Origin of the sequence: Hyphomicrobium sp. (assembly GCF_041674905.1) — a bacterium.
GTDB lineage: Bacteria > Pseudomonadota > Alphaproteobacteria > Rhizobiales > Hyphomicrobiaceae > Hyphomicrobium_B.
The window spans coordinates 1-26,041 of sequence record NZ_JBAYUV010000021.1 but is presented as its reverse complement, the minus strand read 5'-3'; the positions used below and the strand labels follow the sequence as shown (position 1 = coordinate 26,041).

The 26,041-nt window shown below is 60.5% G+C and carries 29 protein-coding genes and 1 tRNA gene; 16 read left to right on the top strand and 14 right to left on the bottom strand.

Going from position 1 to position 26,041, the window contains the following annotated elements; translation table 11 throughout:
* Positions 1-8: 8 nt before the first annotated feature.
* Both WC026_RS10140 and WC026_RS10135 read right to left on the bottom strand, forming a co-directional pair.
* Positions 9-734, bottom strand: coding sequence for an SDR family NAD(P)-dependent oxidoreductase (locus WC026_RS10140; protein WP_372710802.1), 726 nt, complete (start codon positions 732-734; stop codon positions 9-11).
* A 117-nt stretch (positions 735-851) separates the two neighbouring features.
* Positions 852-1,088 carry a PsiF family protein gene (locus WC026_RS10135; protein WP_372710801.1) on the bottom strand — a complete coding sequence of 79 codons (237 nt, stop codon included), beginning with the start codon at positions 1,086-1,088 and terminating at the stop codon, positions 852-854.
* A gap of 513 nt (positions 1,089-1,601) precedes the next feature.
* Between WC026_RS10135 and uvrB the strand changes: the two genes are divergently transcribed.
* A complete protein-coding gene (gene uvrB / locus WC026_RS10130; RefSeq protein WP_372710830.1) occupies positions 1,602-4,346 on the top strand; it encodes an excinuclease ABC subunit UvrB in 2,745 nt (914 codons plus the stop codon).
* A gap of 104 nt (positions 4,347-4,450) precedes the next feature.
* Positions 4,451-5,029, top strand: coding sequence for a type 1 glutamine amidotransferase domain-containing protein (locus WC026_RS10125; protein WP_372710800.1), 579 nt, complete (start codon positions 4,451-4,453; stop codon positions 5,027-5,029).
* 27 nt (positions 5,030-5,056) lie between these two features.
* Here the strand turns inward: WC026_RS10125 and WC026_RS10120 are convergent, their stop codons facing one another.
* Positions 5,057-5,365 carry a hypothetical protein gene (locus WC026_RS10120; RefSeq protein ID WP_372710799.1) on the bottom strand — a complete coding sequence of 103 codons (309 nt, stop codon included), beginning with the start codon at positions 5,363-5,365 and terminating at the stop codon, positions 5,057-5,059.
* Between the two features lie 240 nt (positions 5,366-5,605).
* Between WC026_RS10120 and WC026_RS10115 the strand changes: the two genes are divergently transcribed.
* Positions 5,606-6,301 carry a histidine phosphatase family protein gene (locus WC026_RS10115; RefSeq protein WP_372710798.1) on the top strand — a complete coding sequence of 232 codons (696 nt, stop codon included), beginning with the start codon at positions 5,606-5,608 and terminating at the stop codon, positions 6,299-6,301.
* A gap of 21 nt (positions 6,302-6,322) precedes the next feature.
* On the opposite strand, the gene WC026_RS10110 is transcribed toward WC026_RS10115, so the two are convergent.
* A complete protein-coding gene (locus tag WC026_RS10110; RefSeq protein ID WP_372710796.1) occupies positions 6,323-6,826 on the bottom strand; it encodes a hypothetical protein in 504 nt (167 codons plus the stop codon).
* 401 nt (positions 6,827-7,227) lie between these two features.
* Here WC026_RS10110 and WC026_RS10105 point away from each other — a divergent pair, with 401 nt between their 5' ends.
* Positions 7,228-7,788 carry a hypothetical protein gene (locus WC026_RS10105; RefSeq protein ID WP_372710795.1) on the top strand — a complete coding sequence of 187 codons (561 nt, stop codon included), beginning with the start codon at positions 7,228-7,230 and terminating at the stop codon, positions 7,786-7,788.
* Positions 7,789-7,849: 61 nt separating this feature from the next.
* Positions 7,850-8,221 carry a hypothetical protein gene (locus WC026_RS10100; protein WP_372710794.1) on the top strand — a complete coding sequence of 124 codons (372 nt, stop codon included), beginning with the start codon at positions 7,850-7,852 and terminating at the stop codon, positions 8,219-8,221.
* An 11-nt stretch (positions 8,222-8,232) separates the two neighbouring features.
* On the opposite strand, the gene WC026_RS10095 is transcribed toward WC026_RS10100, so the two are convergent.
* The gene (locus WC026_RS10095) at positions 8,233-8,895 is read right to left on the bottom strand and encodes an MBL fold metallo-hydrolase (RefSeq protein ID WP_372710793.1); all 663 of its coding nucleotides are present in this window, start codon (positions 8,893-8,895) and stop codon (positions 8,233-8,235) included.
* A gap of 221 nt (positions 8,896-9,116) precedes the next feature.
* Here WC026_RS10095 and WC026_RS10090 point away from each other — a divergent pair, with 221 nt between their 5' ends.
* Positions 9,117-10,598, top strand: coding sequence for an outer membrane protein (locus tag WC026_RS10090; protein ID WP_372710792.1), 1,482 nt, complete (start codon positions 9,117-9,119; stop codon positions 10,596-10,598).
* 114 nt (positions 10,599-10,712) lie between these two features.
* On the opposite strand, the gene ctrA is transcribed toward WC026_RS10090, so the two are convergent.
* Positions 10,713-11,411: a response regulator transcription factor CtrA gene (gene ctrA / locus WC026_RS10085; RefSeq protein ID WP_013216441.1), complete on the bottom strand. Its 699-nt coding sequence runs from the start codon at positions 11,409-11,411 to the stop codon at positions 10,713-10,715.
* A gap of 678 nt (positions 11,412-12,089) precedes the next feature.
* On the opposite strand from ctrA, the gene WC026_RS10080 reads away from it, so the two are divergent.
* On the top strand, positions 12,090-12,470 hold the full coding sequence (locus WC026_RS10080) for a flagellar export protein FliJ (protein WP_372710791.1): 381 nt from the start codon (positions 12,090-12,092) through the stop codon (positions 12,468-12,470).
* A gap of 217 nt (positions 12,471-12,687) precedes the next feature.
* A complete protein-coding gene (locus WC026_RS10075) occupies positions 12,688-13,425 on the top strand; it encodes a hypothetical protein (RefSeq protein ID WP_372710790.1) in 738 nt (245 codons plus the stop codon).
* A 64-nt stretch (positions 13,426-13,489) separates the two neighbouring features.
* On the opposite strand, the gene WC026_RS10070 is transcribed toward WC026_RS10075, so the two are convergent.
* On the bottom strand, positions 13,490-13,768 hold the full coding sequence (locus WC026_RS10070; protein WP_013216444.1) for a DUF1153 domain-containing protein: 279 nt from the start codon (positions 13,766-13,768) through the stop codon (positions 13,490-13,492).
* Positions 13,769-14,176: 408 nt separating this feature from the next.
* Here WC026_RS10070 and mnmA point away from each other — a divergent pair, with 408 nt between their 5' ends.
* From mnmA to WC026_RS10055, 3 genes are all read left to right on the top strand, one after another.
* Positions 14,177-15,370, top strand: coding sequence for a tRNA 2-thiouridine(34) synthase MnmA (gene mnmA, locus WC026_RS10065; protein ID WP_372710789.1), 1,194 nt, complete (start codon positions 14,177-14,179; stop codon positions 15,368-15,370).
* A 34-nt stretch (positions 15,371-15,404) separates the two neighbouring features.
* Entirely contained in the window at positions 15,405-16,139 is a 735-nt protein-coding gene (locus tag WC026_RS10060; protein WP_372710788.1) for a class I SAM-dependent methyltransferase, read from the top strand.
* 137 nt (positions 16,140-16,276) lie between these two features.
* Positions 16,277-16,353, top strand: a tRNA-Met gene (locus tag WC026_RS10055).
* Between the two features lie 57 nt (positions 16,354-16,410).
* Here WC026_RS10055 and arfB read toward each other — a convergent pair.
* Together arfB and WC026_RS10045 are read right to left on the bottom strand one after the other, a co-directional pair.
* Positions 16,411-16,830 carry an alternative ribosome rescue aminoacyl-tRNA hydrolase ArfB gene (gene arfB / locus WC026_RS10050; RefSeq protein ID WP_372710786.1) on the bottom strand — a complete coding sequence of 140 codons (420 nt, stop codon included), beginning with the start codon at positions 16,828-16,830 and terminating at the stop codon, positions 16,411-16,413.
* A gap of 95 nt (positions 16,831-16,925) precedes the next feature.
* Positions 16,926-18,542, bottom strand: coding sequence for a phytoene desaturase family protein (locus WC026_RS10045; RefSeq protein WP_372710785.1), 1,617 nt, complete (start codon positions 18,540-18,542; stop codon positions 16,926-16,928).
* Positions 18,543-18,810: 268 nt separating this feature from the next.
* Between WC026_RS10045 and WC026_RS10040 the strand changes: the two genes are divergently transcribed.
* Positions 18,811-19,062 carry a hypothetical protein gene (locus WC026_RS10040; protein ID WP_372710784.1) on the top strand — a complete coding sequence of 84 codons (252 nt, stop codon included), beginning with the start codon at positions 18,811-18,813 and terminating at the stop codon, positions 19,060-19,062.
* 33 nt (positions 19,063-19,095) lie between these two features.
* Here WC026_RS10040 and WC026_RS10035 read toward each other — a convergent pair whose 3' ends face one another.
* Both WC026_RS10035 and WC026_RS10030 read right to left on the bottom strand, forming a co-directional pair.
* Positions 19,096-19,374, bottom strand: a complete 279-nt coding sequence (locus WC026_RS10035) for a hypothetical protein (RefSeq protein ID WP_372710782.1) — start codon at positions 19,372-19,374, stop codon at positions 19,096-19,098.
* 88 nt (positions 19,375-19,462) lie between these two features.
* Positions 19,463-20,359 (bottom strand): branched-chain amino acid aminotransferase, encoded by an 897-nt coding sequence (locus WC026_RS10030; RefSeq protein ID WP_372710781.1) that lies wholly within the window; start codon positions 20,357-20,359, stop codon positions 19,463-19,465.
* Between the two features lie 204 nt (positions 20,360-20,563).
* Here WC026_RS10030 and WC026_RS10025 point away from each other — a divergent pair, with 204 nt between their 5' ends.
* Genes WC026_RS10025 through WC026_RS10015 form a run of 3 tightly spaced genes read left to right on the top strand, consistent with a single transcriptional unit; the run spans position 20,564 to position 23,323 of the window.
* On the top strand, positions 20,564-21,145 hold the full coding sequence (locus WC026_RS10025) for a MarR family winged helix-turn-helix transcriptional regulator (RefSeq protein ID WP_372710780.1): 582 nt from the start codon (positions 20,564-20,566) through the stop codon (positions 21,143-21,145).
* Entirely contained in the window at positions 21,142-21,858 is a 717-nt protein-coding gene (locus WC026_RS10020) for a response regulator (protein ID WP_372710779.1), read from the top strand. Before WC026_RS10025 ends, WC026_RS10020 begins: the two co-directional genes overlap by 4 nt.
* Positions 21,859-21,907: 49 nt before the next feature.
* On the top strand, positions 21,908-23,323 hold the full coding sequence (locus WC026_RS10015) for an ATP-binding protein (protein WP_372710778.1): 1,416 nt from the start codon (positions 21,908-21,910) through the stop codon (positions 23,321-23,323).
* Positions 23,324-23,566: 243 nt separating this feature from the next.
* Here WC026_RS10015 and proC read toward each other — a convergent pair whose 3' ends face one another.
* The 3 genes from proC to WC026_RS10000 form a co-directional block, all read right to left on the bottom strand.
* Positions 23,567-24,394, bottom strand: coding sequence for a pyrroline-5-carboxylate reductase (gene proC, locus WC026_RS10010; RefSeq protein WP_372710777.1), 828 nt, complete (start codon positions 24,392-24,394; stop codon positions 23,567-23,569).
* Between the two features lie 33 nt (positions 24,395-24,427).
* Positions 24,428-24,925, bottom strand: a complete 498-nt coding sequence (locus tag WC026_RS10005; protein WP_372710776.1) for a YbjN domain-containing protein — start codon at positions 24,923-24,925, stop codon at positions 24,428-24,430.
* 279 nt (positions 24,926-25,204) lie between these two features.
* Positions 25,205-25,468, bottom strand: a complete 264-nt coding sequence (locus WC026_RS10000) for an accessory factor UbiK family protein (protein WP_372710775.1) — start codon at positions 25,466-25,468, stop codon at positions 25,205-25,207.
* Between the two features lie 179 nt (positions 25,469-25,647).
* On the opposite strand from WC026_RS10000, the gene WC026_RS09995 reads away from it, so the two are divergent.
* A partial coding sequence (locus tag WC026_RS09995; protein WP_372710774.1) for a prolipoprotein diacylglyceryl transferase occupies positions 25,648-26,041 on the top strand: 394 nt, incomplete at its 3' end.

Sequence of the window (26,041 nt, the reverse complement as noted above, 5' to 3'; positions counted from 1 at the left end):
CGTTCCGCTCACCACCGGACGGCTTTCTTGTCTTCGAAAAATCCGCCCGTTGGTCCGTCCGGCGGCAGTGTCGCGAGCCAGACCGCCGTCTCGGCACCTTTCTCGGGCGAACGCGGCGCGTCAGGTCCGCCCATGTCCGTTCTGACCCAGCCCGGCGAACAGGCGTTGACCTTGATGTTGCCTTTTCCAGCCTCCGCAGCGGCTATGCGGGTCAAAGCATTCAACGCCGTTTTCGAAATGCGATAGGCAGGGAACCCCGAACTCATTCCTGCCAACTGCCCTGCCAACGACGACACGTTGACCACCCGGCCGTAGCCGCGAGCGATCATGCCCGGCAGAAGCGTTCTTATGATAGCGGCCGGTGCGAGGACGTTCGTTTCCCACGTGCGTCGGAGCGTGTCGTCCGTCATGTCGAAGAGGCTGGCATTGAAGCCGCCAGGTCCGTCGATCAGGATCGCGGCGTTGTTGACGAGAATGTCGATCGGCGCATGGCGCTGTTCGATGGCTTCCAGCGTGGACGGCAAAGCGGCGGCGTCGGCGACGTCGATGATCACCGGTTTGACATCGATACCGAGTTTGTCGAACGCCGCTGCCGCTGCGATGGCATTCGCCTCGTTGCGAACTCCGGCGAGAACGGACATGCGCAATTCAGCGAGCTTATGCGCAATCGCAAATCCGATGCCGCGATTGGCGCCCGTCACGAGCGCGGTCCTTTTCGTCTTAAGGTCGGGCATGTGCGCGTCCTTGGCTGAGAGGCTTGCGCGCGGAGCGTACCTCGGCGTCATGAGGAGAGCGAAAACAAAAACCCCGCCAAAAGCGGCGGGGTTTCCAAATTCTGCTTTCTGAGAAGCTCAAGACTTCTTTGCGTCTTTGGTCTGCTTCGTCAGGTTTTTCTTGCACTCGGCGCGGAATTTCTTGCGATCCTTGCCGTGCAGACCTTTCGCGTCCGCATCTTTCGAGCACTGGATCGATTCCGGGGAATGGACGACGGGGGTCGCGGGCTTTTTGGCATCTTTCGCCGAAGCCACGCCGCTGCCGATTATCATCATCGCAGCCGCCGCTGCGGCAACCAATTTCAGAGAAGTCATCGTGTGTGCTCCATTATGTCAGTAGATCAACGTCTGTCGGCCAACTTGGTTGCCCCGGCCCCGCTGGGCCAATCCGGACTGAACTTTTTAAACTTCGGATCGGCGATTGATTGGCTATCACCGTGCCGCATGCCGATGGTACTTACTCTTCCGTAAGGAGCTTTTGGCGCTCGTCACGATGGCTCGGCCTTCGACGTTCGGATAAGATATCTGTTAAAATAAGCGACCCGCGTGACACTGTGGCTCCGAAACAGCATTTATGCTCCGGCTTCCCGTCTCTATATTTGCAGCGTGGCATCTTCACCGAAAACACCCTCCGGCAAATCGACCCGACCGCGATCCTCGCGCGGCAAGTCGGGCAAGCCGATTCAGCCTCCCGCCGAAACTTCGGCCGGGACGCCGGGGTTCGCCGAAACGAACGCCTATTTCGCGCCCGCTGATTTTTCCGGAAAGACGACGAGCAGCGGACTTCCCAGCCTGCCCGCCTTGCGCCAGTCGGGGCCGCGTCCGCCGATGGGCGGCGAAAGCCTGACCGACAGCCTGACGGCTTTGCTCACGCGGCCCGACGAGCGGTCGGAGCGCGCGAAAGAACTCCTCTCTCGCCAACCGTTGATGGCGTCACATCCGATCGTGTCCGGCGGCATGCCGATGTTCATGCCGCACCGCCCCGAGCGGCCGGAAAAAAGCGAAGGCGGGATCGAGTTCAAGATTCAGTCCGAATACGAGCCGAAAGGCGACCAGCCGCAAGCGATCGCGGAACTCGTCGAAGGCATCGGCAAGCACGAGCACAATCAGGTGCTGCTCGGCGTCACGGGCTCGGGCAAGACATTCACGATGGCGCACGTCATTCAGGCGACGCAGCGCCCGGCGCTGATCCTGGCGCCGAACAAGACGCTCGCGGCGCAGCTCTACGGCGAGTTCAAGAGCTTCTTTCCGGACAACGCCGTCGAGTATTTCGTTTCATACTACGACTACTATCAGCCCGAAGCCTACGTGCCGCGCACCGACACCTACATCGAGAAGGAAGCGTCGATCAACGAGCAGATCGACCGGATGCGCCATTCCGCAACGCGGTCGCTTCTCGAACGCGACGACGTCATCATCGTCGCGTCGGTCTCCTGCATTTACGGGATCGGATCGGTCGAAACCTATACGGCGATGACGTTTACCGTGCGCGCCGGCGAACAGCTGTCTCGCGACCAGCTGCTGGCCGATCTCGTCGCGCTCCATTACCGGCGCAACGACCAGAACTTCGTCCGTGGCGCGTTCCGCGCGCGCGGCGATACGGTCGAAGTCTTTCCGGCGCATTTGGAAGATCGCGCGTGGCGTTTCTCGCTGTTCGGCGATGAGGTCGAAAGCATCATCGAGTTCGATCCGCTGACCGGCGCGAAGACGGACGAACTGGCGCTGGTCAAGCTCTACGCCAACTCCCACTACGTCACGCCGAAGCCGACGCTGCAGCAGGCGATCAAATCGATCAAGATCGAGCTCAAGAAGCGTCTCGATGAGTTGTATAATGCGGGCAAACTGCTCGAAGCGCAGCGCCTCGAACAGCGCACCACGTTCGACATGGAAATGATGGAGGCGACGGGCTCGTGCGCCGGCATCGAGAACTATTCGCGCTATCTCACGGGACGCAATCCGGGCGATCCGCCGCCGACGCTGTTTGAATATCTGCCCGATAATGCGCTCGTCTTCGCCGATGAAAGTCACGTTACCGTGCCGCAGATCGGCGGCATGTTCCGTGGCGACTTCCGGCGCAAGGCGACGCTTGCGGAATACGGATTCCGCCTGCCGTCGTGCATGGACAATCGCCCGCTGCGTTTTGAAGAATGGAACGCGATGCGTCCGCAATCGGTGTTCGTCTCGGCAACGCCTGCGAGCTGGGAGATGGAGCAGACCGGCGGCGCGTTCGCCGAGCAGGTCATCCGGCCGACAGGCCTCATCGATCCGGCCGTCGAGATTCGCCCCGCAAAAACGCAGGTCGACGATCTGCTCGACGAAGTCCGGCAGGTCGCGCGTAAAGGATATCGGACGCTCGTCACGGTGCTGACCAAGCGCATGGCCGAGGATCTCACCGAATACATGCATGAAAGCGGCGTGCGCGTGCGCTACATGCACTCCGACATCGAGACGCTGGAGCGCATCGAAATCATCCGCGATTTGCGTCTCGGCGCCTTCGACGTGCTCATCGGCATCAACCTGCTGCGCGAAGGTCTCGACATTCCGGAGTGCGCGCTCGTCGCCATTCTCGACGCCGATAAGGAAGGTTTTCTGCGCTCCGAAACGTCGCTGGTGCAGACCATCGGGCGCGCGGCGCGCAACGTCGACGGCAAGGTCATTCTCTATGCGGATCAAATGACCGGATCGATGGATCGCGCCATCGCGGAGACGAACCGGCGTCGCGAGAAGCAGGTGGCGTGGAACGAAGCCAACGGCATCACGCCGGAGAGCATCAAGCGCAACATCCACGACGTGCTGCAATCTGTCTACGAGCAGGATCACGTGACCGTCGATGCGGGCTTGGCCGATGGCGAAAACGTGCAATCGCTCGGGCACAATCTGCAGGCCGTCATCGCCGACATGGAGCGTCGGATGAAGGACGCGGCGGCCGATCTCGAGTTCGAAACGGCGGCGCGGCTGCGCGACGAGATCAAGCGGCTGCGCGAAACGGAGCTGGCGATTTCGGACGATCCGCTGGCACGGCAAAGCGAGGTCGAAGATCGCGCCGGGAGTTTCAAGGGCGAGCGCAAGTATGGCGCGAAGGCGAATATGCCCAGTCCGTCCCCCTCTCCGCGCAAGCGGGGAGAGGGGGAGAGCGGATCAGGCTCGCGCGTCAGGACCGAGTACGAGCCCGTTCAGCCGACGTATGCGCAATCAGGTTCTCGTTATGCGCCGGGCGCGGGAGATTCTTCATCTGCGCCCGTCGACTCGCGTTCCGCGAGCCGGCCGCCGGGCGCGGGATCAAGGATCAAAAAGCCGTCGCTGGATGACATGGGGCCGGGAACGGATCGGCCGGTGCCGGCGCGCGCCCCCGCTGTCGACAGCCGCGCCAAGGCTGGCGCGTTCGGCGAGAAGATCGCAGGGCCGCACAAGCCGACGCTCGACGAAATGGGACCGCACGCCTCGCTGCCGGTGAAATCCGGAGAGAAGCCGTCGCGTGTCCAGACACCCACGCGGACGCGCGAATTTGACGATACGGCACAGAAGAAGGGCCGCCGCGGGCGTCCGCGCAAAACCGGCCGTCCGGGCCAATAAGCCAAAACGCTCACGCTTTGCGCGTAAGTACGCATATCGGCATTTTTCGGAACCTCGTTGAGTGCCGGATGTTGCTTCTTGAGTTCCGGTCAAGGAGTGCGATCATGCCGAAAATCAAGAACGCCAAAATTCTCATTCTCGCGACGGACGGGTTTGAGCAATCCGAACTGGACGTGCCGCGCGAAAAGTTGAAAGCCGTTGCGCAATTCGTTCACGTCGCCGCGCCGAAAGAGCGAAAGAAAAAAGACTCGATCGTCGGCTGGCAGAACCACGATTGGGGAAAGCCTGTGCCGGTTGACGTTGAACTCTCCGAGGCATCGACGTCGCTCTACGACGCGATCGTACTTCCCGGCGGACAAATGAATCCCGACACGCTTCGGAAAAATCCGGAAGCGCTGGCGCTGATCAAAGCCTTCCTCGCCGAAGGAAAGGTCGTGGCGGCGATCTGCCATGCGCCGTGGCTTTTGATCGAGGCGAACGCTATTCGCGGGCGGCGCGCGACGTCCTACGACTCGATCAAGACGGACATGATCAATGCCGGGGCGAACTGGGTCGATGAGCCCGTCGTCGCCGATCAGGGCATCGTCACGAGCCGCAACCCCGGCGATCTCGAGGCGTTCGTCGCAAAGATCATTGAAGAAGTCGAAGAAGGCAGGCACGAACGCGCAGTCCTCGCCGCATAGCGCTGCACGTGAAGCGGCAGGGCGCGCTCAGCCCGTCCGGGTAACTTTTGGCGAGTTGTTGTGAGTTTTCGCAACGCTCGCCAAAATCAAAAGCAGCGTATAGCGCAGGGCCTCGTCTACGGACGTGACGGTGCGGCCCTCATCGGAGAGATCCGCGAACGTCCAGACGAGTTCGCCCTCGGACGTTGCCCGCCAGCTGCCAAAGTATTCGCGGCCTTTCAGAACGGTGACGCCGGTGCCCGCCAAGCCTTCGCGCACGGCAAAGCCGCTCAACCCGACTTCGGGTATATCCGACAGCCGTCTCAACAGCTCCGTATCTGGCGCCGCGCGCTTCATCGCTCTGCCGCATTCCCGAACGAAACAATAGCGCCGCGCGAAATCGAACTCTTTCTTGGGCGCACGCGCCGATTAAATGGTGGCGCGCATTCTGATATGAAAGGCCGCGCACATCGCGCCGGCACGTTTGGTTCTTTATCGACGGATCGTTAAGACCTCATTAATATTTTCGACACGGGCCGTTGCGCGGCGGAGACGGCGTCCGCGCGTTATCATCCGTTCCTTTCGGAGGAGACGATCATGAAAACGCTTCTGTCGTCACGTGGCTTGGTACTCGGCTTTACATCCCTCACGATTGCGCTGATCGCGTGCGCGGTTTCACCGGGGGCTGCGGAAGCCGAAGCGAACTTCGTTGTTTCGCTGACACTCGGCATGCCGGTGCTCAAGGGCGGCTGCACGCTGTGCCAGCGCACGCGGGAATCAGGCGCCAATTTCACCGCTGTCGATCACGCCAACGGCGGACCGAGCCGCATCATCCTGATGCGTCACGCGGACAAGACCGACGACCCTTATAATGAAGACCTGTCGGAAGCCGGCATGGCGCGCGCCGAGCGTCTTGCGACGTACGTTCCGCAGACGTTCGGGAAACCGGACGTGATCATCGCAACGGCGCATTCGAAGCACTCGAACCGGCCACGGGAAACCGTCGCTCCGCTTGCGAATGCGGTCGGCCTCAAAGTTCAGCACGATTACGAGAACGACGACTTCGAGAATCTTGCCAACGAGATCTTTTCCAACCCCGAATACAAGGGGAAGACGCTGGTTATCTGTTGGCATCACGGCAAGCTACCGGCCATCGCCGCGCTGCTTGGGGCGCCGCAAGGCAGCTACCCCGACCCGTGGCCCGAGGATGCCTACAATCTCATCCTGGATTTCCGCTACGATCCGAACTCGGGCAGCGCGCCGACGGTCACGCGCGTCATCGAGCCGTTTTGAGTTATCTGGGGCGCACGCGGATCAGCACTTTTTCAAATTCGCAGCCAGTTCGACGAACACGTCGGAATTCTGCGGCAGGACTCTGACGGACTGGTCGCAGCCCTGCCCCGCGACGGCCATATGCGCCGCGAAGAACTGTCCCGAGAGTTGCACGTCGAATCCTGTCGGCGTGATGGTGCCGTCGACCGTGCCGCCGATATCGTTGATCTTGTCCTGCCAGGCGCCGGTCAGCTTCTCGCCCTCGACCGTCAAGTCGGTTGCAGCGTGAAGTTTGAAATTGGTTGCCCCGTCTTCACAGCGCAACGTCTGGCGCATACCCGGCGCACCGCGTCGGGCGACATAGGTGACGACGCATTTGAAATTGGATGCAGGCCCGGAGGTCGACGTCATCGTCGCCATTCCGACCCAGCGCCCGGCAAGGCCAGCCAAGGGATCGACGGGGGCCGCAGCCTGGTTCTGGCCCGCAGTCAAACTTGAAACGGCTGCAACCGTGCAGTACACGGCGACGCGATACGACTGACGCATAGACTTTCGACTCCCTCGTCAAGCCTGTCCGGCTTCAAGCACCCCCGCGCTTGCCCGATTCTTCGAGAACCCCGTCGCTGGTCGGCTGAGCATTTCGAGCTTTTCAGCGCACCTTCGGCGACAGCAGCAGACTGGTCGTCGATCGCGACTGTTTGTGGGCCGTATTGGGGAGATATCGCGAGTTCAATTTGCTCATTGTTGCAGGGAGCAAACGAGTTCCGTTCTCATGCACTCGGGTAATATCTTGCGGAGATCGTGCGTTCTTCCCATAAGCACGGACACAACACGTGACCCTGAGCGTTTATTGAGTGCAGTGCAGTATTGGACTGTCGTTCGAGGGCAACACTTCAGTGCATCTCGTTCAAGTTTGTCCATATGGCTCGCAAAATGCGGGGCGTCAGATGATAATGCGCGCCGTTTCGCGATACGCAGGAAGGAAGGGCTTCGTGTTTCGCCATCATCACTTTTCCGGCTGTCTTTCCGCTTATCTGAAGGCGCTTGCCGTGACGGCGGCAATGGCTGGCGCTCTGTCGCTCACCACGTCGACAAGCTATGCCGCGGACGGTCCATTTCCTGAACTCGTCGGCACCTGGAATGGCTCGGGCGTCGCGAAGTTCGACGGCGGCAAGACAGAGAGCCTGCGCTGCAAGGGCTATTATACGAACACGGGCGGTCCCCATAATCTCGGAATTTCGATTCGCTGCGCCAACGCGTCGGCAAAGGTGGAATTGCGCGCCAATCTGGTTGACGCGGGCGGCGCAGTGACCGGCAGCTGGGAAGAGCGGACGTACAATCAGTCCGGAGCGGTCACGGGACGGGCGTCAGCGAACAAGCTCAATCTGGCGATCAGCGGCGGCATCGCGGGCTCCATGATGGTGACCGTCGGCCGCGGCTCGCATTCGGTCGCCGTGCTGACCAGCGGCCCGTCGCTCAAGGGCATCAATATTTCAATGTCGCGCTGAGTTCTTAGCTGAGTTCATCACAGGCACTCCGGCAGTCCGCCCGAACAAAGGATAGACGATCATGCGCATGAGACTTTGGGCCGCCGTTCCCGTGATTGCCTCTGTGCTCGCCGTCTCCGCGATGCCGACGCCGGCGGATGCGCTCGCGCGGCGGCTGCGGACGAACTACGAGCCGGGCGAAGTCATCACGGCGCACAGCCATTACGGCAACGGGTCCGTCCGGAGCGTCGTCCGGCCGGGTCGCCTTGGGTGGCAGGTGCGGCTGCCTCGCGGCGGCTGGGTCGACTGCCGCCGCAGCTGCGAGGAAACGCTTCGCGTGCAGACCGTCGACATCTTCGGCGACGGCACCAACACGCTGTCGAACGGCGGTTATGGCACCCTGGCGCGCGAATGCGGCGTCTTCGGATGCCTGCATTGGGAGTGGTCGTTCTAGGCCGATCCAGCTCAAACAAGGAATGGATTTGTCAGCCGTTCCTGACCGAATTGCCCCGGCGGCCCGTGTCCGCAGATGAAGGCAATGTCGTCTCCGAGCGGCAAGAGTTTGGTCTTGATCGCCGCAATCAGCGCGTCGTGGTCGCCGTAGGGGAAGTCCGTGCGGCCGATCGAGCCGCGAAACAGGACGTCGCCAACAAGCGCGAATCGCTGCGCCGCATCGAAGAACACGACCGATCCCGGCGAATGGCCCGGGCAATGGAAGATATTGAACGTGTGACCGGCGACGGTGACGACGTCGCCATCATCGAGCCAACGGTCGGGCTTGACGTTGCGCACGTCGGGAATGCCGTACATTTCGCCCTGCTTCTCGAGATTATCGAGCAAGAGCGCATCGGCCCTGTGAGGGCCCTCGATCTTGACGCCGAGTTCCTGGCGTAGCTCAGCCGCGGCGCCGGCGTGGTCGATGTGACCGTGGGTCAGCAAAATCTTCTCGATCTCGATTTCGGCTTCGTCGATGCCGCGAAAGATCCGGTCGAGATCGCCGCCCGGATCGACGACGGCACCGCGCTTTGTCGCCTCGTTCCAAATCAGCGTGCAGTTCTGCTCGAACGGCGTGACGCGCACGATCGCAGCCTTCAGCGGAGATTGAGGCGGGGTGGTCGCGTCGCTCATCTATCGCGGCTCCTGAGGATGAACTGCGGTCTTAGAGCATCCGTTGGCGAAACCGCAAGCGCCGACATTCCTGCAGCGAAAGATGCACCGTCTAGTTCAAATGGCTGATGTGAATACAAAACCACGTACAGGAGAATCTCGACATCACGACCGTTCGCCGGTTCCGAATCGGACTATCAGATCACTGATTGAGCATAATGAATTTTATAAGGATGGGACCGGTGAAAAAGATATTTGCAGGGCTTCTTATAGTATCGAGTGCCACAGCATCGTCCCTGGCGACCCCCGCTTCCGCCAATGATTGGGAAGGCGTGTCATTAGGTATCGGCGGCGGCTACGGCATGGCGAAGAACGATTTAAACCTCGCCACCGGTCCCGCCATCTCTTCCTTCATCGATGCCAACATCGGCATCAGCGGCTTCGGCGGATCGGGCGGCTTTGCTACGCTCAGCGCCGGCTACGATCATGTCCTTTTCGGTCCATTGATTGTCGGCGCCTTCATCGACTACGATTTTTCCGACATCGACACGCGAATTGGAGCGGGCAGCGAGCTTGGCGAAGTTAACGCCAGCATCGACTTCAAGATCGAAAACCAACTCTCCATCGGCGGACGTCTCGGCTATCTCATCGCGCCCACGACGCTATTCTTTTCGACCTTCGGATACGCGCACGCCGAATCAAGCGACATCAAAGCCAACCTCAATCTCGGCGGTGGCTCGGGCGGCGGCACGCTTGCTGGGGTCGGTAGCTTTAATGGCTATTTTCTCGGCGGCGGCGTTGAAACGCTGATCTCCAACGGATTCAGCATCAAGGCGGAATATCGCTATACATCCCTGCAGGCCGAGAGCCTCGACATTTTACCAGGCTCAGGCGCGAACGAGTTCGTGACCGGCTCGATCAAGCCGCAAATTCAAACGGGACGCGTGTCGCTCAACTACCGCTTCGGCGACGGCAAGACGGAAGCGCCGGACGATTCGATCCCGCCGGTCACTAGTAGCTGGACCGGCGCCTACCTGGGCGTCGGCGCCGGGTACGGAGTTGCCAAAAATACTTTGGAGCTAGCCGACCGATCCGAACCCGATCCAGGCTCACTCTTTAGTGCAGGAATTCCATTCGGACACGACGGTGGCATTCTTTTCGCCACTGCAGGCTATGATTATCAGATCAGCCCGAGCTTCGTGATCGGTGCGTTTGGAGATGCCGATTATTCACATTTAAAGCAGAGCAATAGCCTCTCGCTGTCGATAGGCGAGGACGCCGAACTTCACGGCAGCACGAAAACCCAATTGAAAAACATGCTGATGGTTGGCGGGCGCATCGGCTACCTGGCACGGCCAGATACAATGCTGTTCGTCAGCGGCGGCTACGCCAATGTCGAAGTGGACGATACGAACGTGTCGATCGGCATCAGTGTCGACGGCGAGGACGTCGGAGTCGGTGGAACAACCCTTATCTCCGGCCGACGCCTGAGCGGCGGGTTCATCGGCGGTGGTATCGAAACGCGACTGAACGATTCGTTGTCGCTGAAGGCGGAATATCGCTACATCGACCTCGGCGCCGAAACCGTGAAACTGCTTCCCAATGATCTTCCCGAGATCAACGAAATCGTGTCGACGAAGTTCGACCCGGACATCCAGGTTGGCCGCCTGTCGGTCAACTATCGCTTCGGGTCCAGCGCCCCAGAGGCTGCGCCTCTGAAGTAAGGAGCGGACACAACCGCGGCTGCGCGAGCTGCCGGTTTCAGAAACACCACAGGGGCCATCATGGCCCCTGTACGCGTGGATAGAGCTGGAGAAAGGCGAACGGCAGCGGGGAGTTTATGCGGCTTCCGAACCTTCGTGACCCGGATCGCGAAGCACATAGCCACGGCCCCAGACCGTCTCGATGTAGTGCTTGCCACCGGTCGCCGTCTGCAGTTTCTTTCTGAGCTTGCAGATGAACACGTCGATGATCTTCAGTTCCGGCTCGTCCATGCCGCCGTAGAGATGGTTCAAGAACATCTCCTTGGTGAGCGTCGTACCCTTGCGGAGCGAGAGAAGCTCCAGCATCTGGTATTCCTTGCCCGTCAGATGCACGCGCTGGCCGTTGACGTCGACCGTCTTGGTGTCGAGGTTGACGCGGAGATCGCCGGTTTCGATGATCGACTGGGCATGGCCCTTCGAACGGCGGACGATCGCCTGGATGCGGGCGACGAGCTCGTCCTTGTGGAACGGCTTCGTCATATAGTCGTCGGCGCCGAAGCCGAGGCCGCGAACCTTGTCGTCGATGCCGGCGAGGCCCGACAGGATCAGAATCGGCGTTGAGACCTTTGAGACACGGAGTGTCTTCAGAACCTCATAGCCGCTCATGTCCGGCAAGTTCAAATCGAGAAGAATAATATCGTAGTCGTAAAGCTTACCGAGATCGACACCCTCTTCCCCGAGGTCGGTCGTGTAAACGTTAAAACCTTCAGATTGAAGCATCAACTCGATGCTTTGCGCCGTAGCGCTGTCGTCTTCTATGAGTAGAACCCTCATGACCGTTCCTCTGGTGCCCTAATCCAATGACTCCGCGCCATGTCTGCTGTTCGCCCAAAGAAACGCACTACAGTTCGAGCTAAGCGATCGTTAGGAAGTTAGCGACGAGAGGTTAACAAACCCTAATTCCGCGTTAGCCATTTCTGCAGATTGGTTTCCGCCGTGTCTTAACAGCATGACCGTGACCGCCGTTGGCCCTCGCGGACAGACCCGTCTTTCTCGTTTCGCGGGCACAAATGCCCGTTCGCGCCAAAGCTGGCCCGCCAAAATATTAGAAAATTAGAACTGCGCCCCTCTCGACCGCGTAACAGATCCCGCCGCGAAAACCTGCCATCAGGGCGCCCACCCTTCCGGCTCGTTTCTCGACCGCCTTGCGACCCGCATTCGGTTCGAATCAAGAGCTAACAGAATTCGCAGCCGCGCCCTAGATTGCTTGTGGCGAAAAACTGCCCCTTATCGGGACGCTGCGTCAGAAAAGGTTACGCGTTGCTTTACCGCAACTTAAGCGTAACATGTTATGCTTAGTATTGAAGTAGCAACGAGGCGATGCAACGCGGTTAACGCACCGCGATTACCGCTGATGTTCATGTTGCTTCGGCCACGAAATCTTTTCGCGCCTTTGGCACGTTTTTTGATTGATCGGCCACGTAAGTTCGAATGTGTGCAGGGTATCGAACGATGAAATCACGTGAGACGACCATTCTTCTCAAGCGCCGTGAGGTCGAGGAGAAATCGAGGAAGGTCGAGGACCTCGAGAGAATCATTCGCGAATTCGACCAGATGGCATCCGATCTCGAGCGTCAAATCCAGCTCGAGGAAGATCGTACCGGTGTTCGCGACCGAGGACATTTTTCCTATTCTACGTTTGCCAAGGCTGCAGCTCTTCGCCGCGACAACCTCCGGCAGTCGACGGAAGGTCTTCGCGAGAAGCTTGCCTCCGCCGTCCGCGAGCGCGACGACACGATGGAACAGTTTTCCCGCGCCAGCCAGCAGATCGACGGTCAGCACGATCCGCGCGGGCGCCGCGAAAGACCTTTCGGCTTGAGCGCGCTCCGCTAGAACGGGAATTCGGCCCGCAAGCCTCGCGGCGAGCGAATCAAAGACACAATTGAAAGCAGGCGGCGCCCGAAAGGCGCCGCCTTTTTCCTGTGTCCATTCCTGATCGCGCCGTTTGGCCGGTGGGTAACCCTCTTGCCGGACGGGCTCTTGCCGGGCAAACGGGTTCTCGGTCGTTGCCCACTCGGGGCCTTCCGTGCGCGTCATCAAGCGGAGCACAATGGCAGACAGTTGCTCATCCAAGGCGCTGCTCGCGCTGGCTACCGGCCTGATCCTATCGGGATGCGCCGGAAGTGCGCCGAAATTGCCGACGCTCAGCTTGCCGACTGCTCCGTCCGTCGAAGCTGCCTCGGAGGCGGAGGCGGCGGCGACGCGACCGCCCTCCGCGCCGGGCGCAGCACAAGAAACCGGAACCGTCGTCGATCAGACCGGCGGCCAGGGCGGATCGGCGACCGACATCTATTCCCGCGTCGCGACCGGTGCGATGAAATGCTGGTTCACGGTCGGGGGGCCGCTCAAGACCGACTACGTCTATCACGCGACGGCGGCGCCACCCTCACGCGGCGGCAAGGCACAAATTCTCATTCATCGCCGCGATGCGACGCAGGCCAATCCGCGCGGCCCGAAGGCCTACCTCGTCGATATCGATCCGACAGGCGAAGCTTCGGCGACCGTCAGGGTTGAAAATATGAAAATGACGGACGCTTTCGCGACCGCGATGACGGGCGACATCACGCGCTGGACCAAGGGGGAGAGCGGCTGCAGTCCTTCGTCGGCCGTTGCCGGCTGGACGCCGTCGGCTCCGCAGCCCGTCGCGGAAGCAGCTCCGGCGGCCAAGCCCAAAGTCGGCAAGAAGCCCAACGCTAAGGCGAAAGACAACTCGAAATCGAAAGACTTGGCTGTTCCCGCGCAAGCGAAAGCATCCGCAAGTCCGCAGCAGAAAACGTCAGCGGACTGATCGACACGACCATACGGAGCGACCGACGCATCAGTCACTCGCATCGCCGATGGCGGCGTCGAGATTACTCTCGATAGTCCTGCAAACGCGTTGCGCGCAGACCCGGGAGACCATGCTTGTCGATCGAACGCTGCCACGACAGAAACTCGTCGACGGTCAACGTATATCGCTCGCATGCCTCCTCAATGCTGAGAAGACCACCGCGAACGGCGGCGACAACTTCGGCCTTGCGACGGATCACCCATCGCTTTGTGTCCCGCGGGGGAAGATCGGCGACCGTGAGCGGTGACCCATCGGGGCCGATCACGTAGCGCCCGCGCGCTCTCATCTGTTGTTCGGTCATGATACTCGATACACACTCTCTGACCACGGGGGATACTTATAGCGGGTTGCCATTAAATTAGCACTAAGCCCTTGAGTAAACAGTAGTTAAATGGTCGTGCCAATTCAACGTAATTAAACCTCGGAGCGTAATTTCCCGTTCCGTTTTGAGTCACGCTGATAACCCTAAACGACAAACAGCGAATAACGGGCCAATCGGGTAAATGCTTGCGGGCGACTTGCGGGAGACCCATTTAATGAACTATGGAATTAAGGAGCGTGGTGAGATCCGACGAATTTTGCCGCCAAGACCAAGAATAACACGTTGAATATATTTGGTCTTTTGATGCCCGCCCGCGCCGGGGTATAACCCTGGCTCCAGCCCTGGCATTGCCGTTTGTCAGCAAAGATGGGTTTTTTGCCACCTCCGATGACCAATTTTCAGACGCCAGCCGCCGTCCCGAGTGCCAAGAAGCGTGTCGTCGTCGCCATGTCCGGCGGGGTCGACAGCTCGGTCGCGGCCGCGATCATGAAGGCCGCCGGGCACGACGTCATCGGCGTGACATTGCAACTCTACGATCACGGGAGCGCGACGGGCCGCAAAGGCAGCTGCTGCGCGGGCCAGGACATCCACGATGCGCGGCGCGTCGCGGAGACGCTCGGCATTCCGCATTACGTTCTCGATTACGAAGCCCGATTCGCCCAGAAGGTGATCGAATCGTTTGCCGAGAGCTACGTGCACGGCGAGACGCCAATCCCGTGCGTCACATGCAATAACGAGATCAAGTTCCGCGATCTGCTCGATACCGCAAAGGACCTGGGCGCCGAGGTTCTAGTCACCGGACATTACGTGCAAAGGCGCGAAACGGAGCACGGACCGGAACTGGCGCGCGCCGTCGATACCGATCGCGATCAGAGCTATTTCCTGTTCGGCATCACAAAGGCGCAGCTCGCGGCGCTCTGGTTTCCGGTCGGCGGGCTGGAAAAGTCCGAGGTTCGTGACCTGGCGCGCTCATTCAATCTTCCGGTCGCCGACAAATCCGACAGTCAGGACATCTGCTTCGTTCCGACCGGACGCTACACGGACGTCATCGAACGCCTGAAGCCGAACGCGCTCGACGCGGGCAACATCGTGCATCTGGACGGGCGCGTGCTCGGCCGTCACGAGGGCATCGTCCACTACACGGTCGGCCAGCGGCGCGGCATCAAGATCCCGGCAGCGGAGCCGCTTTATGTCGTGCGGCTCGATGCAGCTAAAAATGAAGTCGTGGTTGGGCCGCGCTCGGCCCTGACGACGACGGGACTGATCTTGCGCGACGTCAACTGGCTCGGAGAAAAATCGTTCGCGGAAAGCGCCGCGAGCGGATTGGAACTCTTCGTTCGCATGCGCTCCTCGCAAAAGCTTCGCGCGGCGCTCGTCACGGCCGCTGCCGACGGTGGCGGCAAAGTCGAGTTGCACGATGGAGAAGAAGGTATTGCGACCGGGCAAGCCTGCGTGTTCTATGCCAGCCAGGAGCCTGGGGCACGCGTGCTCGGCGGCGGCTGGATTGCAAAAACGGTGAAAGCCGCAAATCAAGAAGGCTATCGCGCACAAAGCCATACTCTGGCCGAGGCGCAGAGATAGTCGGTACGCGCGTTACACAGTGATGGAGATAGCGGTGGGCGAGAACGGATCGGATTTTCGGCGCGCAGCTGGCGCTCAAGCCGGTGTTGCAAAGAGGCGGTTCGAGCCAAAGGCCGTTCAACTCGATGAGGGCGCCGTCCGCGATGCATATCGCCGCTGGGCGCCGGTTTACGACTACACGTTCGGCGCGGTCTCGACGGCCGGCCGCCGGCACGCGGTCGAGATCATCAACGGCGGCTCGGGCCGGGTGCTCGAGGTCGGGGTCGGAACCGGGCTATCGCTTCCCTCGTACAAGAAGCATCTCGATATCGTCGGCATCGATCTCGCTCCGGAGATGCTCGACAAGGCCCGGGAGCGCGTCAAGAACGAGCAGCTCGTCAATGTCTCCGGCCTATACGAGATGGACGCCGGTAGCCTTCGCTTCCCGGACAATTCGTTCGATTCCGTCGTTGCGATGTATGTCATCACCGTCGTGCCCGATCCCCGGCAAGTGATGCTGGAGCTGTCGCGGGTCACCAAGCCAGGCGGGGAAGTCATGCTCGTCAATCATTTCAGCCAGGAGCAGGGCGTCCGCGGCTGGGTCGAGCGGCAGATGGCGCCGTTCGCCGATCTGGTCGGCTGGCACTCGGTGTTCGACGTGTCGCGCGTGATGGTCTGTGACGACCTCGAATTGGTGGATCGCAAGTCCTTGCGTCCGCTGGGCTTGTTCACGATGATGCGCTTCCGCAAGCTGGCTTCGGCCGCCGAACAGCCGGTTGCCGCCGAGTAACCGGCGCCGGCCTCTCCAATTCCGGAATGATCGTCTGGCCATCTCGCTTGCGATCATTGGTGCGCGATGCACCGTGTTGACAGGACGATAGCAGGCTCCCTATAGACGGCGCTCGATGTCCGCGTGACGGACAGCGTGGCGGGATAGCTCAGGTGGTTAGAGCGGCGGTCTCATAATCCGCAGGTCGGCGGTTCAAGTCCGCCTCCCGCTACCAAATCTTAAAATTCGAAATGCTTTTGGCGAACGGATGTTTGATGTTCGCCCTCCTCGCTCAGTCGAAGTCGACTTTTCGGCTTCGCATTTTCTTGACCTTGCCGCGCGCGGTTTTGGTGTTGACGCGCTCCGCGCGTGCGCCGCGCGACGGTCTGGTTTTGATTCGCGGTTTCGGGCGTTCGAGCGCCTCGGCGATAAGCTCCTGCAGCCGCGCACGCGCATCCGACCGGTTCTGATCCTGGCTTCGAAAACGATCGGCCTGAATGACGACGATGCCTTCGGTCGTCAGGCGTCGACCGGCGAGACGCTTCAGCTTGCCGCGCGCGTAATCGGGAATCGAGCGATTGGCCGCGAAATCGAAGCGCAGCTCGACGGCGGTCGAAACTTTGTTGACGTTCTGGCCGCCGGGGCCAGAGGCGCGGACGAAACGTTCCTCGATCTCGGCTTCGTCGATCTCAAGCGCCGGCGTAATGCGCACGCTATGCTCCTTCGGCCCGCGCAACGACCGCCGGACGGCTCGCGGCGAGATCGATGACATTCAAAATCGTCATGCATGTTCCACAGTGCATGTCGTCACCTTTTCGAGCGCCAGCGCTTCATGTCTTTCACAATTTCCCGCGCGGCATTCATGCCCGGAACGCCGGTGACGCCGCCGCCCGGATGCGCGCCGGAACCGCACAGATACAGCCCCGGGAGCGGCATCCGGTAATTGCCATAGCCCAGAACGGGGCGCGCCGAAAAGAGCTGCCCGAGACCGAGCTGGCCATGAAAGATATCGCCGTCGACGAGGCCGAAGCGCTGTTCGAGGTCGAGCGGCGACAATATCTGGCGAGCTAAAACGGCGGATTTGAAATTCGATGCGTGGCGCGTCACCGTCTCGATGACGAGATCGGCGAAGGCTTCCTTTTCCTGGGCATTCGACCAGCTTCGGCCGTCAGGAAGATGCGGCGCGACGTGCTGCACGAACAGGCTCGCGACGTGGCGTCCGGCCGGTGCGAGCGACGAATCGAGCGCTGAAGAAATCATCATTTCGACGACGGGCTCGCGCGACCAGCCATGCGTGCGCGCATCGAGATAGGCGCGCTCGAGATAGGATATCGTCGGGCCGATGACGATGCCCGCGCCGTGATGCGGCGCTAACTCTTTTCCCGGCCTGCATGCGAAATCCGGCAGCTCCGCGAGCGCCACGTTCATGCGGAACGTTCCGGAGCCGGTCTTGATCGCGAGAAACCGTTCGCGCGTTTCGGGATCGATATCCGTCGCTGCGACGAGGTCGCGGAACAGAAGCTTCGGCCCGACGTTCGCCGCGACCGCGCGCGCCCTCACGATCTCGCCGGACTTCAACACGAGACCGGCCGCGCGTCCCTTTTCGACAAGCACGCGTTCGACCGGCGCACCGACGCGAATGATCGCGCCGCGCGATTGCGCCGATCGGGCCATCGCTTGCGTGATCGCGCCCATGCCGCCTTTCGCGTGACCCCAATGTCCGGGCTTGCCGTTCACCTCGCCGAAGCAGTGATGAAGCAGCACGTAGGCCGTGCCTGGCGTCGATGGCGCGGCATAGGCTCCGACAATGCCGTCGAATGCGAAGGCTGCTTTGACCGTCTCGTTTTCGAAACGGCGATCGAGAAAGTCGGCCGCGCTCGCCGTGAAAAGTTCGAGCAAGAGACGCTGATCGGCAAGCGAGAGATTGAGAACCCGGCGGCCGATGCCTCCGGCCTTGATCAATTCGAGAATGCCGCCACCGGCGTTCGGCGGCGTGCGCGTGATGAGGTCGCGCAGCACGGCGACTGCGCGCGTCAGCTCGTTATCGTATGCCTCAAGTCGGTCCGCATCTCTCGATGAGAAAGACGCGAATGCATTGCGGCGCGCGATGGGATCGTAGGGCACCAGCAGCGACCGCGTACTGTCGACGGGCCAGAAATTCGCGGCCGGCCGTTCGATGATTTCGAGTCCATGCCGATGCAGATCGAGATCCGCGATGACTTTCGGATTGAGAAGGCTGACGGTGTACGACGCCACCGAGTTTGAAAATCCCGGAGCAAATTCTTCGGTGGCGGCGGCGCCGCCGACCACGCCAGCGCGTTCGAGAACAACAACGTTCAATCCCGAGGCGGCGAGATAGGCCGCGCTGGTCAGTCCGTTGTGACCCGCTCCTATGATCGCAACATCAAATATGTCGGGGATCATTGATTGTTCCCAAGCTGATGAATTGCAAAAACTGCGTTAGGCTAACTTTGTGATTCGCCTCTGTTTGGGAACAACCAAGGCCGGAAAACGTTAAGCGTTCGACATTTGGATTCGGCATTTGCGTTGGATTTTCCTCAATCGAGGCAACAACTCGTAACAATTTGTTCGTGAGTTTTAACCAGCCGTTTATTGCGCATTCCTAGCTTAGTTAAGAAACTCAAGCTATTTCGGGGATAGGGCTCTGGCTGCAAATGGAGCACAGGCAAAAATGCGAGCCGTCGTGACGAGTGCAGTTGCGAGATTTGCGCCGCAGAAACGGCAGCAGGTCAGTCGCGCGCAGTTTGTCGGGCTCGCGGTCGCATCGATTGTTCCGGCTGTGATATGGTGCGTACTGATCGATGTCGTCGCGATGTGGATCAGCGGTCCTCTATCGGCGCTCACTACCGTTGTTATCGGTGTTACGATCGCGGTGTTTCTGGCGATCGTTTGCGCGCCGTTGATCCTGCGTGACCGCCGTTAGTTCGTCCGCCATCCACGTTAATTCCGTCGTTTCTTACGTGCCGTTCCAGTCGCATTGCAGCTGACGGCACAATCGTTGTTTCTTGCCGCCGACAACGGAGCACGGCGCGGGGACGAACTCGCACTTGCGACAGGAATAGGACGAGACGCAGCCGCGCCAGCTTCCGCCCTTACGGAAGTTGCATGTAAGAATCGTCTGACAATCGCGATTTGGATTGATGGCGCCGCCCGGTCCTTCCTGGGCGCGCAGACCTTCGCCGCCGAACGACGCGGCCGCGAAGGCAAGTGTTATTGCGAACAGGACTTTCGACATCCGAGCACCGCCCGTTGCACACGTGTTCCGAGCATCGGCCCATACGGGCTTCGGCGCAAGATAGGCACACGTGAAAAGGCGAGCGTGGTTACTCCGCTGCCACGCGCTTCTTCGGTTTCACGATGTCCATGTAATCGTTGAGCAGGGTTTCGCTGATTTTACCGGGCTTGTAGTGATGCTCGCCAATCTCGGATACCGGCGTTAGTTCCGCCGCCGTGCCGGTGATGAAGCACTCTGTGAAGCTGCCGAGTTCCTCGGGCATGATGGCGCGATGGATCACCTCGATGCCACGCGCCTTCGCAAGGTCGATGACCGTGCGCCGCGTAATGCCGTCTAGGAAGCAATCGGGTTCGGGCGTGTGAATGACGCCGTCCTTGATCAGGAAGACGTTGGCGCCCGTGCACTCCGCAACGCGGCCGCGATAGTCGAGCATCAACGCATCAGAATAGCCCGCACGCTCGGCGCGGTGCTTCTCGATCGTGCAGATCATGTAAAGGCCGGCGGCCTTGGCCTTGGCAGGAGCGCAGGCGGGATCGGGACGGCGATACTGCGCATGCGTGATGCGAATGCCTTTGAGGCGCTGCTCCATCGGGAAATACGATCCCCAATTCCACGCCGCGATCATGAGATGAATCTTGGTCTGGCGGGCGGAAACGCCCATCTGCTCGCTGCCACGCCAGGCGAGCGGCCGGACATAGCAATCGGACAGTTTGTTGGCTGCGACCGTATCGCGGCACGCCTGATCGATTTCAGCGACGGAATACGGAATGTCGAAATCGAGAATCTTGGCGCTCTCGACGAGGCGCTCGGAATGCTCGGTCAGCTTGAAGATTTCGCCCTCATAGCAACGCTCGCCCTCGAACACGGCGCTGGCGTAATGCAAGGCATGGGTCAGGACGTGGACCTTGACGTCGCGCCAAGGCTGCAGATCCCCGTCCATCCAGATCAGCCCATCGCGGTCGTGATACGGAATGAGGTCGGCCATGCCCGTCAGAGTCCTTCGCTGGTTATTATCTTTTGGCGAAATCGCGGCGCTACTGTCTGTCCCGCGGCCTCGTGGCGTGCGGCTGCTACCCGATCGGTGGGGAGAACGATTAGTCCTTGGGCTCGTCGCTCGCAAGGGCACAAGACCCGCTGCTACCCCGCGATTTGTCTTGAAATAGAATACGATTGGGACCAATAAGTCAACATGACTGACATAAATTCCGAGGGCGTCGCCGCCCGGCGCGCAAAAGGGCAGAGCCCGACCGGCTTACGTACCGACGGCACGGCGCAAGCCATCGACCCGGAGATCATTTCCTGTGTCGAATTGTTCTACTTCGCCTACCGGGATTTCACGCGCGATCCCGACACGATGCTGGAACAGTATGGCTTCGGACGGGCACATCATCGGGTGCTGCATTTCATTCATCGCAATCCGGGCCTGAAAGTCGCGGAATTGCTGGATATTCTGAAGATTACCAAGCAGTCTCTGGCGCGCGTCCTGAAGCAGCTCGTCGACGAAGGCTTCGTCATTCAGCGCGCCGGCAGCGAGGACCGGCGGGAGCGGCGACTATATCTCTCGGCGAAAGGCGCGCGTTTGACCGATAAACTGACACAAATACAGGTCAAACGCATTGCCGAAGCGCTCGCGGCGCTTGGTCCTGGAGCGGATCAGCTCGCGCGCAAGTTCCTTTTCGCTATGATTACCGAAAAGGATCGCCCGCTCGTTGAAGTTTTGATCAAGGGCCCGCACGCGGATATCGCGGGGGAAACCGAAAGCCACGAATGAGAGGTGCAGTTGTGCAGGATCGCGCCGAACTGCTTGCCGATAATGCCCCCCACATTCTTGTCGTCGACGACGACCAGAAGATTAGAGCCCTGCTCGGGCGCTTTTTAAAGAGCAATGGATTTCGCGTGACCGAGGCCCAGGATGCGGCCGCAGCCCGCTCGTTCATGCGCGGGCTCACATTCGACCTGGTGCTGCTCGACGTGATGATGCCGGGTGAATGCGGCCTGACGCTCGCGCGCGATCTCAAGGCGACGCGGCCCGTTCCAATCTGCATGCTGACGGCTCTCGCCGACGCGGAAGACCGCATCTCAGGTCTCGAGGCCGGCGTCGACGATTACGTCTCGAAGCCGTTCGAGCCGCGCGAGCTGCTGCTCAGGCTGCGCAATATTCTACGTCGCGGCCAGACGCCGACCGCGACGCGCGACGAAATCCGCATGGGCGGCTGCGTGTTCAACACCACGCGCGGTGAACTCAGGCGCGACGAAGAGACGATCAAACTCACCGAGCGCGAGCGCGACCTGTTGCGGCTCTTTGCGCAACGCATCGGCGTTGCCGTTCCCCGGCATGAACTCTCGAGCGACGACAGCACGGGCAGCGAACGCGCCATCGACGTGCAAATCAACCGCCTACGCCGCAAGATCGAGGCCGACCCATCGAACCCGGTCTACCTGCAAACGGTGCGCGGCAAAGGCTATATTCTTTATACTGATTGAAGCGTGAGTAACGTCGTCATCTCCAAAGCATAGGCAAACTGAAACGGCGATGGCGGTTATCAACGAAACGACGCGCGAGTCCGGCAAGGGTCAGTCCCTGTATCGGCGTATTCGCGAGCACCCCCACGTTGCACGCCTCACGAGCATCGCTGGCGAGATGCTGCCGAAAGGGCTGTATGCGCGCGCGCTGCTCATCATCATCACGCCGATCGTTGTCCTTGAAGGCGTCATCGCGTTCGCATTCATGGAACGCCATTGGCAGGCTGTGACGCGTCGCCTGTCGGAAGCGACAGCGCGCGATATCGCGGCGTTGATCGATGTCTACAGCGACCTGCCGAAAGCCGATAACGCGCAGAAAATCGTCGATCTCGCGCGCGACCGGCTGAACCTCAAAATGGAGATCTTGCCACCCGGCGATCTGCCGCCGCCGGGACCGAAGCCGTTTTTCCGCTTACTCGACAAGGCGCTTTCCAACGAATTGCGCAAGCACGTCCAGATGCCGTTCTGGATCGATACGGTCGGGGAATCCCAGAACGTCGAAATCCGCGTCAAGCGCGACGACGCCATCCTGCGGTTCGTTGCGACGCGCAGCCAGACCTATGCTTCGAACTCGCACATCTTCCTGCTCTGGATGGTCGGATCGTCGGTCATCCTGCTGACCGTTGCGATCCTGTTTCTCAGGAACCAAATTCGCCCGATCCTTCGCCTCGCCGATGCCGCCGACGCATTCGGCAAGGGCCGCTCGATCCCGGATGATTTCACGCCTCGCGGTGCACGCGAAGTTCGTCAGGCGGCAGTCGCGTTTCTGCAAATGCGCGACCGCATCAAACAGCACGTCGAGCAACGCACGACCATGCTTGCGGGCGTCAGTCATGACCTCAGGACAGTCTTGACGCGGTTCAAGCTGGAACTTGCGCTGCTCGAAGATACGCCGGAGACGCGCGCGCTCTCAACCGACGTCAACGAAATGCAGCACATGCTCGAGGACTACCTCGCCTTCTCGAAGGGCGACGGCGGCGAGGAAGCGAAGCCGACCGATCTGCCGGAACTGCTGCAAGAGATCGTCGATGAGGCGTCGATCTACGCGGCGACGATCGATCTCAAGGTGCGCAAGAGCAAGGGCGACATCGTGTTGCCGCTGAAGCGGCAAGCGTTGAAGCGCGCGATTACGAACCTCGTCACCAATGCCGCGCGGTTCGGCGATCACATCATCATTCGCGTCGCGACCGAGGGACAATGGGTGCGCATCGAAGTTGACGACAACGGTCCGGGCATACCGGAGTCGGAGCGCGAGAATGTATTCCGTCCCTTCTACCGGCTGGATCACGCGCGCAATCAGGACGAAGGCAATAGCGGCCTTGGGCTTGCCATCGCGCGCGACATCGCAAAGAGCCATGGCGGGGAAATCGCGCTCGGTCAAAGTTCGATAGGCGGACTCAGGGCGATCATCTCGCTTCCGCAATAATATTCATAAATATCAGATGATTATCGAACTTTTGCGGCCGGTACACAGGCTTGTGAATTGACCGTTATGTTATGATATTACACTATCGGCACATCGGTTCCGACACTTCCTCATTCGACTTCGGCAAGGTGTCCTCCAAGCCTGCAGTCTCCGGATCCGAAATCCCGATCGCCGTGGGTCGCCAGCCCATTCGGGATGAAAATATCGGCCGCGAACGCGGATTTGACGGACTACCCAGCCCCGTCAGCTTCCGAGTTCGCGGCCTCGTTTTTTTGCAGCCAGCACGGCTTCGGTCAGCAGATCCTGCAGACCACCCTTCTCTCGCATCAAGACCGACAAAGCTGCGGCCGTCGTGCCGCCGGGCGATGTCACGTTCTGCCGGAGCGTTGCCGGATCAGTCTCCGACCGATGCAATAGCTCGCCAGCGCCCGATACGGTCGCGCGTGCGAGTTGCATCGACGTTTTGGCGTCGAGACCCGCCGCCTCCCCAGCGCGTGCCAGAGTTTCGGCGAGCAGGAAGACGTATGCGGGACCTGATCCCGAGACAGCGGTCACGGCGTCGATCAACGCTTCGTCGTTCAGCCAGACGACGTCGCCAGCCGCCTTCAGCAGGCTTGAACAGAGATCTTTCTGCGTTTCGGTGACGTGAGCGTTGCCGACGGCGCCTGTAATCCCGCGGCCAATGGCGGCCGGCGTGTTCGGCATGGCGCGGACCACGGCAATTCCCGGTGAAAGATGGCGCTCGAAGCTGGCGATCGACTTGCCCGCCGCAATCGACATCACGACCGTATGTGGCCCAGCGTGCTTTGCGAGTTCTGGAAACACGGCGTCCATCGCCTGCGGCTTGACCGCAACGACGATCACGGATGGGGGCGACGACAAGGCCTCAATGCTTGAAACGACGCTGAAGCCGTGCGTGCGCTGAAGTTCGGCCACATCGCCCGCGATATTGGGTTCCTGAACGATGACGTCGCGAGGTTGAAGCCCGCGTGCGATCCAGCCTGACAGCAGCGCGGCGCCCATCTTGCCGGCGCCAGCGAGCACAACCGGGCCATCCAGCCTAAAAGACATGACTCGATATACCTTGGGCGAGAAACGCCCGGATTAAGCCTGTCCCTGCGTCTCGAACATCGTCGAAACCAGGGCCTCACGGCTCTCCTTACCCGCCCACACGACGAACTGGAAGGCCTGGTAATAGCGCTCGCAGCCTTCAAGCGCCGCTTTCAGCATGGCCTCGCACTGGGCGACCGTCGCAACCGCGCCGTTCAGCAGCAGCGCGTGGCGGAACATCACGAGCCCTTCCTGCGTCCAGAGATCGAAATGGCCGAGCCATAGTTGCTCGTTGATCTGCGCCACGAGCCGATACATTTCCGTCAGGCGGTTTTCCGGAACGCGGAAGTCGAAGGCGCAGGCAAGATGCAACGCCTCGAGGTCTTCGCGCCAGTTGATCGAGATGTGATAGTCGGCCCAGGTTCCCGCGACGATGAGAGTCATTTCTTCATCGCTGGCGCGGTCGTGCGGCCAGTCGTGACCGTTCGCAAGCTGCTCGATGAGATCGATCGGATTCAAGACGCGGTCAGTTTTCTGTTCCGCAACTGCCATGTGTATCGATCTCCAGTCTGCCGCGAGACAAATGAGTTCCGCGAAACAAGCGGCCCCAAGGTGGCCCAGTCGGATCAGTAAATTCGCCGTTTTCGCTGGGCCGGACAAAACCAGACGCCATGACGAGTCGCAAGCTGACGCCTTTGGCGCGCGAACCTTGTCCACGGTGAAAGTGGCGAAGCGCAGGCATATGCGCGCCTGCAATGCGTATCGCGCAGCGAACTGTAGAAAACGCAGTCTAAGCTGTGGATGCCGCCGAGCGCCGGTCGGCGGGATGCGTCAGACCGTCTTCGTCTTCGCGAGCACGGCTTCAAGCGCCGTGATGCGGACGGCGAGCGCTTCATTCTCCTGGCGCGCCTTCTGCGCCACTTCGCGCACCGCCTCGAAATCCTCGCGCGTCACGACATTCATGTCGCGGAGGAACTTCTCAGCCTGCCCCCTGATTACGGTCTCGGTCTCGCGCCGGACGCCCTCTGCGGCGCCAGCGGCTTCCGTCATCAGCTTGGCAAAGTCGTCGAACAATTTATTCGTCGTCTGGGTCATAATCGGGTCTCAAAGAGTTCAGGGCTCTTTTCGACTATGGCCATTGCGCGTTCGGACCGCAAGAGAGCGGATATTCAGGGCGGCGGCAGGGGTTGGCGCTGCTTGACATTAACCGTGCCTTCCCAAACAACCCTCGGCGGGCCAACTCGCGAAGGGCCGGACCTGACTTTGGAGCATCGATGACACCCCTCGCCCTTCTGACCTACCCGAACATCGATCCGATCGCGTTCGAGTATGGCCCGATCTCGATCAAATGGTACGGCATCGCGTATCTCGCGGGACTTGTGCTCGGCTGGCTTTATATCCGCCGCCTGATCTCGACGCCGAGGCTCTGGTTCGACGGCAAGCCGCCGATGACGCTCGAGCGCGTCGACGATCTTCTGCTTTACATCACCGGCGCAGTCATCATCGGCGGCCGTCTCGGACAGGTGCTCCTCTACGATCCCGACTACTACTTCGCGAACCCGGCCGAGATCGTCAAAGTCTGGAAAGGCGGCATGAGCTTCCACGGCGCGCTGATCGCAGCCGGGCTTTTCATTTTGATCTTCTCACGCGTGTTCAAGGTGTCGGCGC

What these genes read in the sequence shown, in the direction of transcription:
- WC026_RS10140 (WP_372710802.1), bottom strand. Translation starts at nt 734, where the DNA reads ATGCCCGACCTTAAGACGAAAAGGACCGCGCTCGTGACGGGCGCCAAT.
- WC026_RS10135 (WP_372710801.1), bottom strand. Translation starts at nt 1,088, where the DNA reads ATGACTTCTCTGAAATTGGTTGCCGCAGCGGCGGCTGCGATGATGATA.
- uvrB (WP_372710830.1), top strand. Translation starts at nt 1,602, where the DNA reads ATGGGCGGCGAAAGCCTGACCGACAGCCTGACGGCTTTGCTCACGCGG.
- WC026_RS10125 (WP_372710800.1), top strand. Translation starts at nt 4,451, where the DNA reads ATGCCGAAAATCAAGAACGCCAAAATTCTCATTCTCGCGACGGACGGG.
- WC026_RS10120 (WP_372710799.1), bottom strand. Translation starts at nt 5,365, where the DNA reads ATGAAGCGCGCGGCGCCAGATACGGAGCTGTTGAGACGGCTGTCGGAT.
- WC026_RS10115 (WP_372710798.1), top strand. Translation starts at nt 5,606, where the DNA reads ATGAAAACGCTTCTGTCGTCACGTGGCTTGGTACTCGGCTTTACATCC.
- WC026_RS10110 (WP_372710796.1), bottom strand. Translation starts at nt 6,826, where the DNA reads ATGCGTCAGTCGTATCGCGTCGCCGTGTACTGCACGGTTGCAGCCGTT.
- WC026_RS10105 (WP_372710795.1), top strand. Translation starts at nt 7,228, where the DNA reads ATGATAATGCGCGCCGTTTCGCGATACGCAGGAAGGAAGGGCTTCGTG.
- WC026_RS10100 (WP_372710794.1), top strand. Translation starts at nt 7,850, where the DNA reads ATGCGCATGAGACTTTGGGCCGCCGTTCCCGTGATTGCCTCTGTGCTC.
- WC026_RS10095 (WP_372710793.1), bottom strand. Translation starts at nt 8,895, where the DNA reads ATGAGCGACGCGACCACCCCGCCTCAATCTCCGCTGAAGGCTGCGATC.
- ctrA (WP_013216441.1), bottom strand. Translation starts at nt 11,411, where the DNA reads ATGAGGGTTCTACTCATAGAAGACGACAGCGCTACGGCGCAAAGCATC.
- WC026_RS10080 (WP_372710791.1), top strand. Translation starts at nt 12,090, where the DNA reads ATGAAATCACGTGAGACGACCATTCTTCTCAAGCGCCGTGAGGTCGAG.
- WC026_RS10075 (WP_372710790.1), top strand. Translation starts at nt 12,688, where the DNA reads ATGGCAGACAGTTGCTCATCCAAGGCGCTGCTCGCGCTGGCTACCGGC.
- WC026_RS10070 (WP_013216444.1), bottom strand. Translation starts at nt 13,768, where the DNA reads ATGACCGAACAACAGATGAGAGCGCGCGGGCGCTACGTGATCGGCCCC.
- mnmA (WP_372710789.1), top strand. Translation starts at nt 14,177, where the DNA reads ATGACCAATTTTCAGACGCCAGCCGCCGTCCCGAGTGCCAAGAAGCGT.
- WC026_RS10045 (WP_372710785.1), bottom strand. Translation starts at nt 18,542, where the DNA reads ATGATCCCCGACATATTTGATGTTGCGATCATAGGAGCGGGTCACAAC.
- WC026_RS10040 (WP_372710784.1), top strand. Translation starts at nt 18,811, where the DNA reads ATGCGAGCCGTCGTGACGAGTGCAGTTGCGAGATTTGCGCCGCAGAAA.
- WC026_RS10035 (WP_372710782.1), bottom strand. Translation starts at nt 19,374, where the DNA reads ATGTCGAAAGTCCTGTTCGCAATAACACTTGCCTTCGCGGCCGCGTCG.
- WC026_RS10030 (WP_372710781.1), bottom strand. Translation starts at nt 20,359, where the DNA reads ATGGCCGACCTCATTCCGTATCACGACCGCGATGGGCTGATCTGGATG.
- WC026_RS10025 (WP_372710780.1), top strand. Translation starts at nt 20,564, where the DNA reads ATGACTGACATAAATTCCGAGGGCGTCGCCGCCCGGCGCGCAAAAGGG.
- WC026_RS10020 (WP_372710779.1), top strand. Translation starts at nt 21,142, where the DNA reads ATGAGAGGTGCAGTTGTGCAGGATCGCGCCGAACTGCTTGCCGATAAT.
- WC026_RS10015 (WP_372710778.1), top strand. Translation starts at nt 21,908, where the DNA reads ATGGCGGTTATCAACGAAACGACGCGCGAGTCCGGCAAGGGTCAGTCC.
- proC (WP_372710777.1), bottom strand. Translation starts at nt 24,394, where the DNA reads ATGTCTTTTAGGCTGGATGGCCCGGTTGTGCTCGCTGGCGCCGGCAAG.
- WC026_RS10005 (WP_372710776.1), bottom strand. Translation starts at nt 24,925, where the DNA reads ATGGCAGTTGCGGAACAGAAAACTGACCGCGTCTTGAATCCGATCGAT.
- WC026_RS10000 (WP_372710775.1), bottom strand. Translation starts at nt 25,468, where the DNA reads ATGACCCAGACGACGAATAAATTGTTCGACGACTTTGCCAAGCTGATG.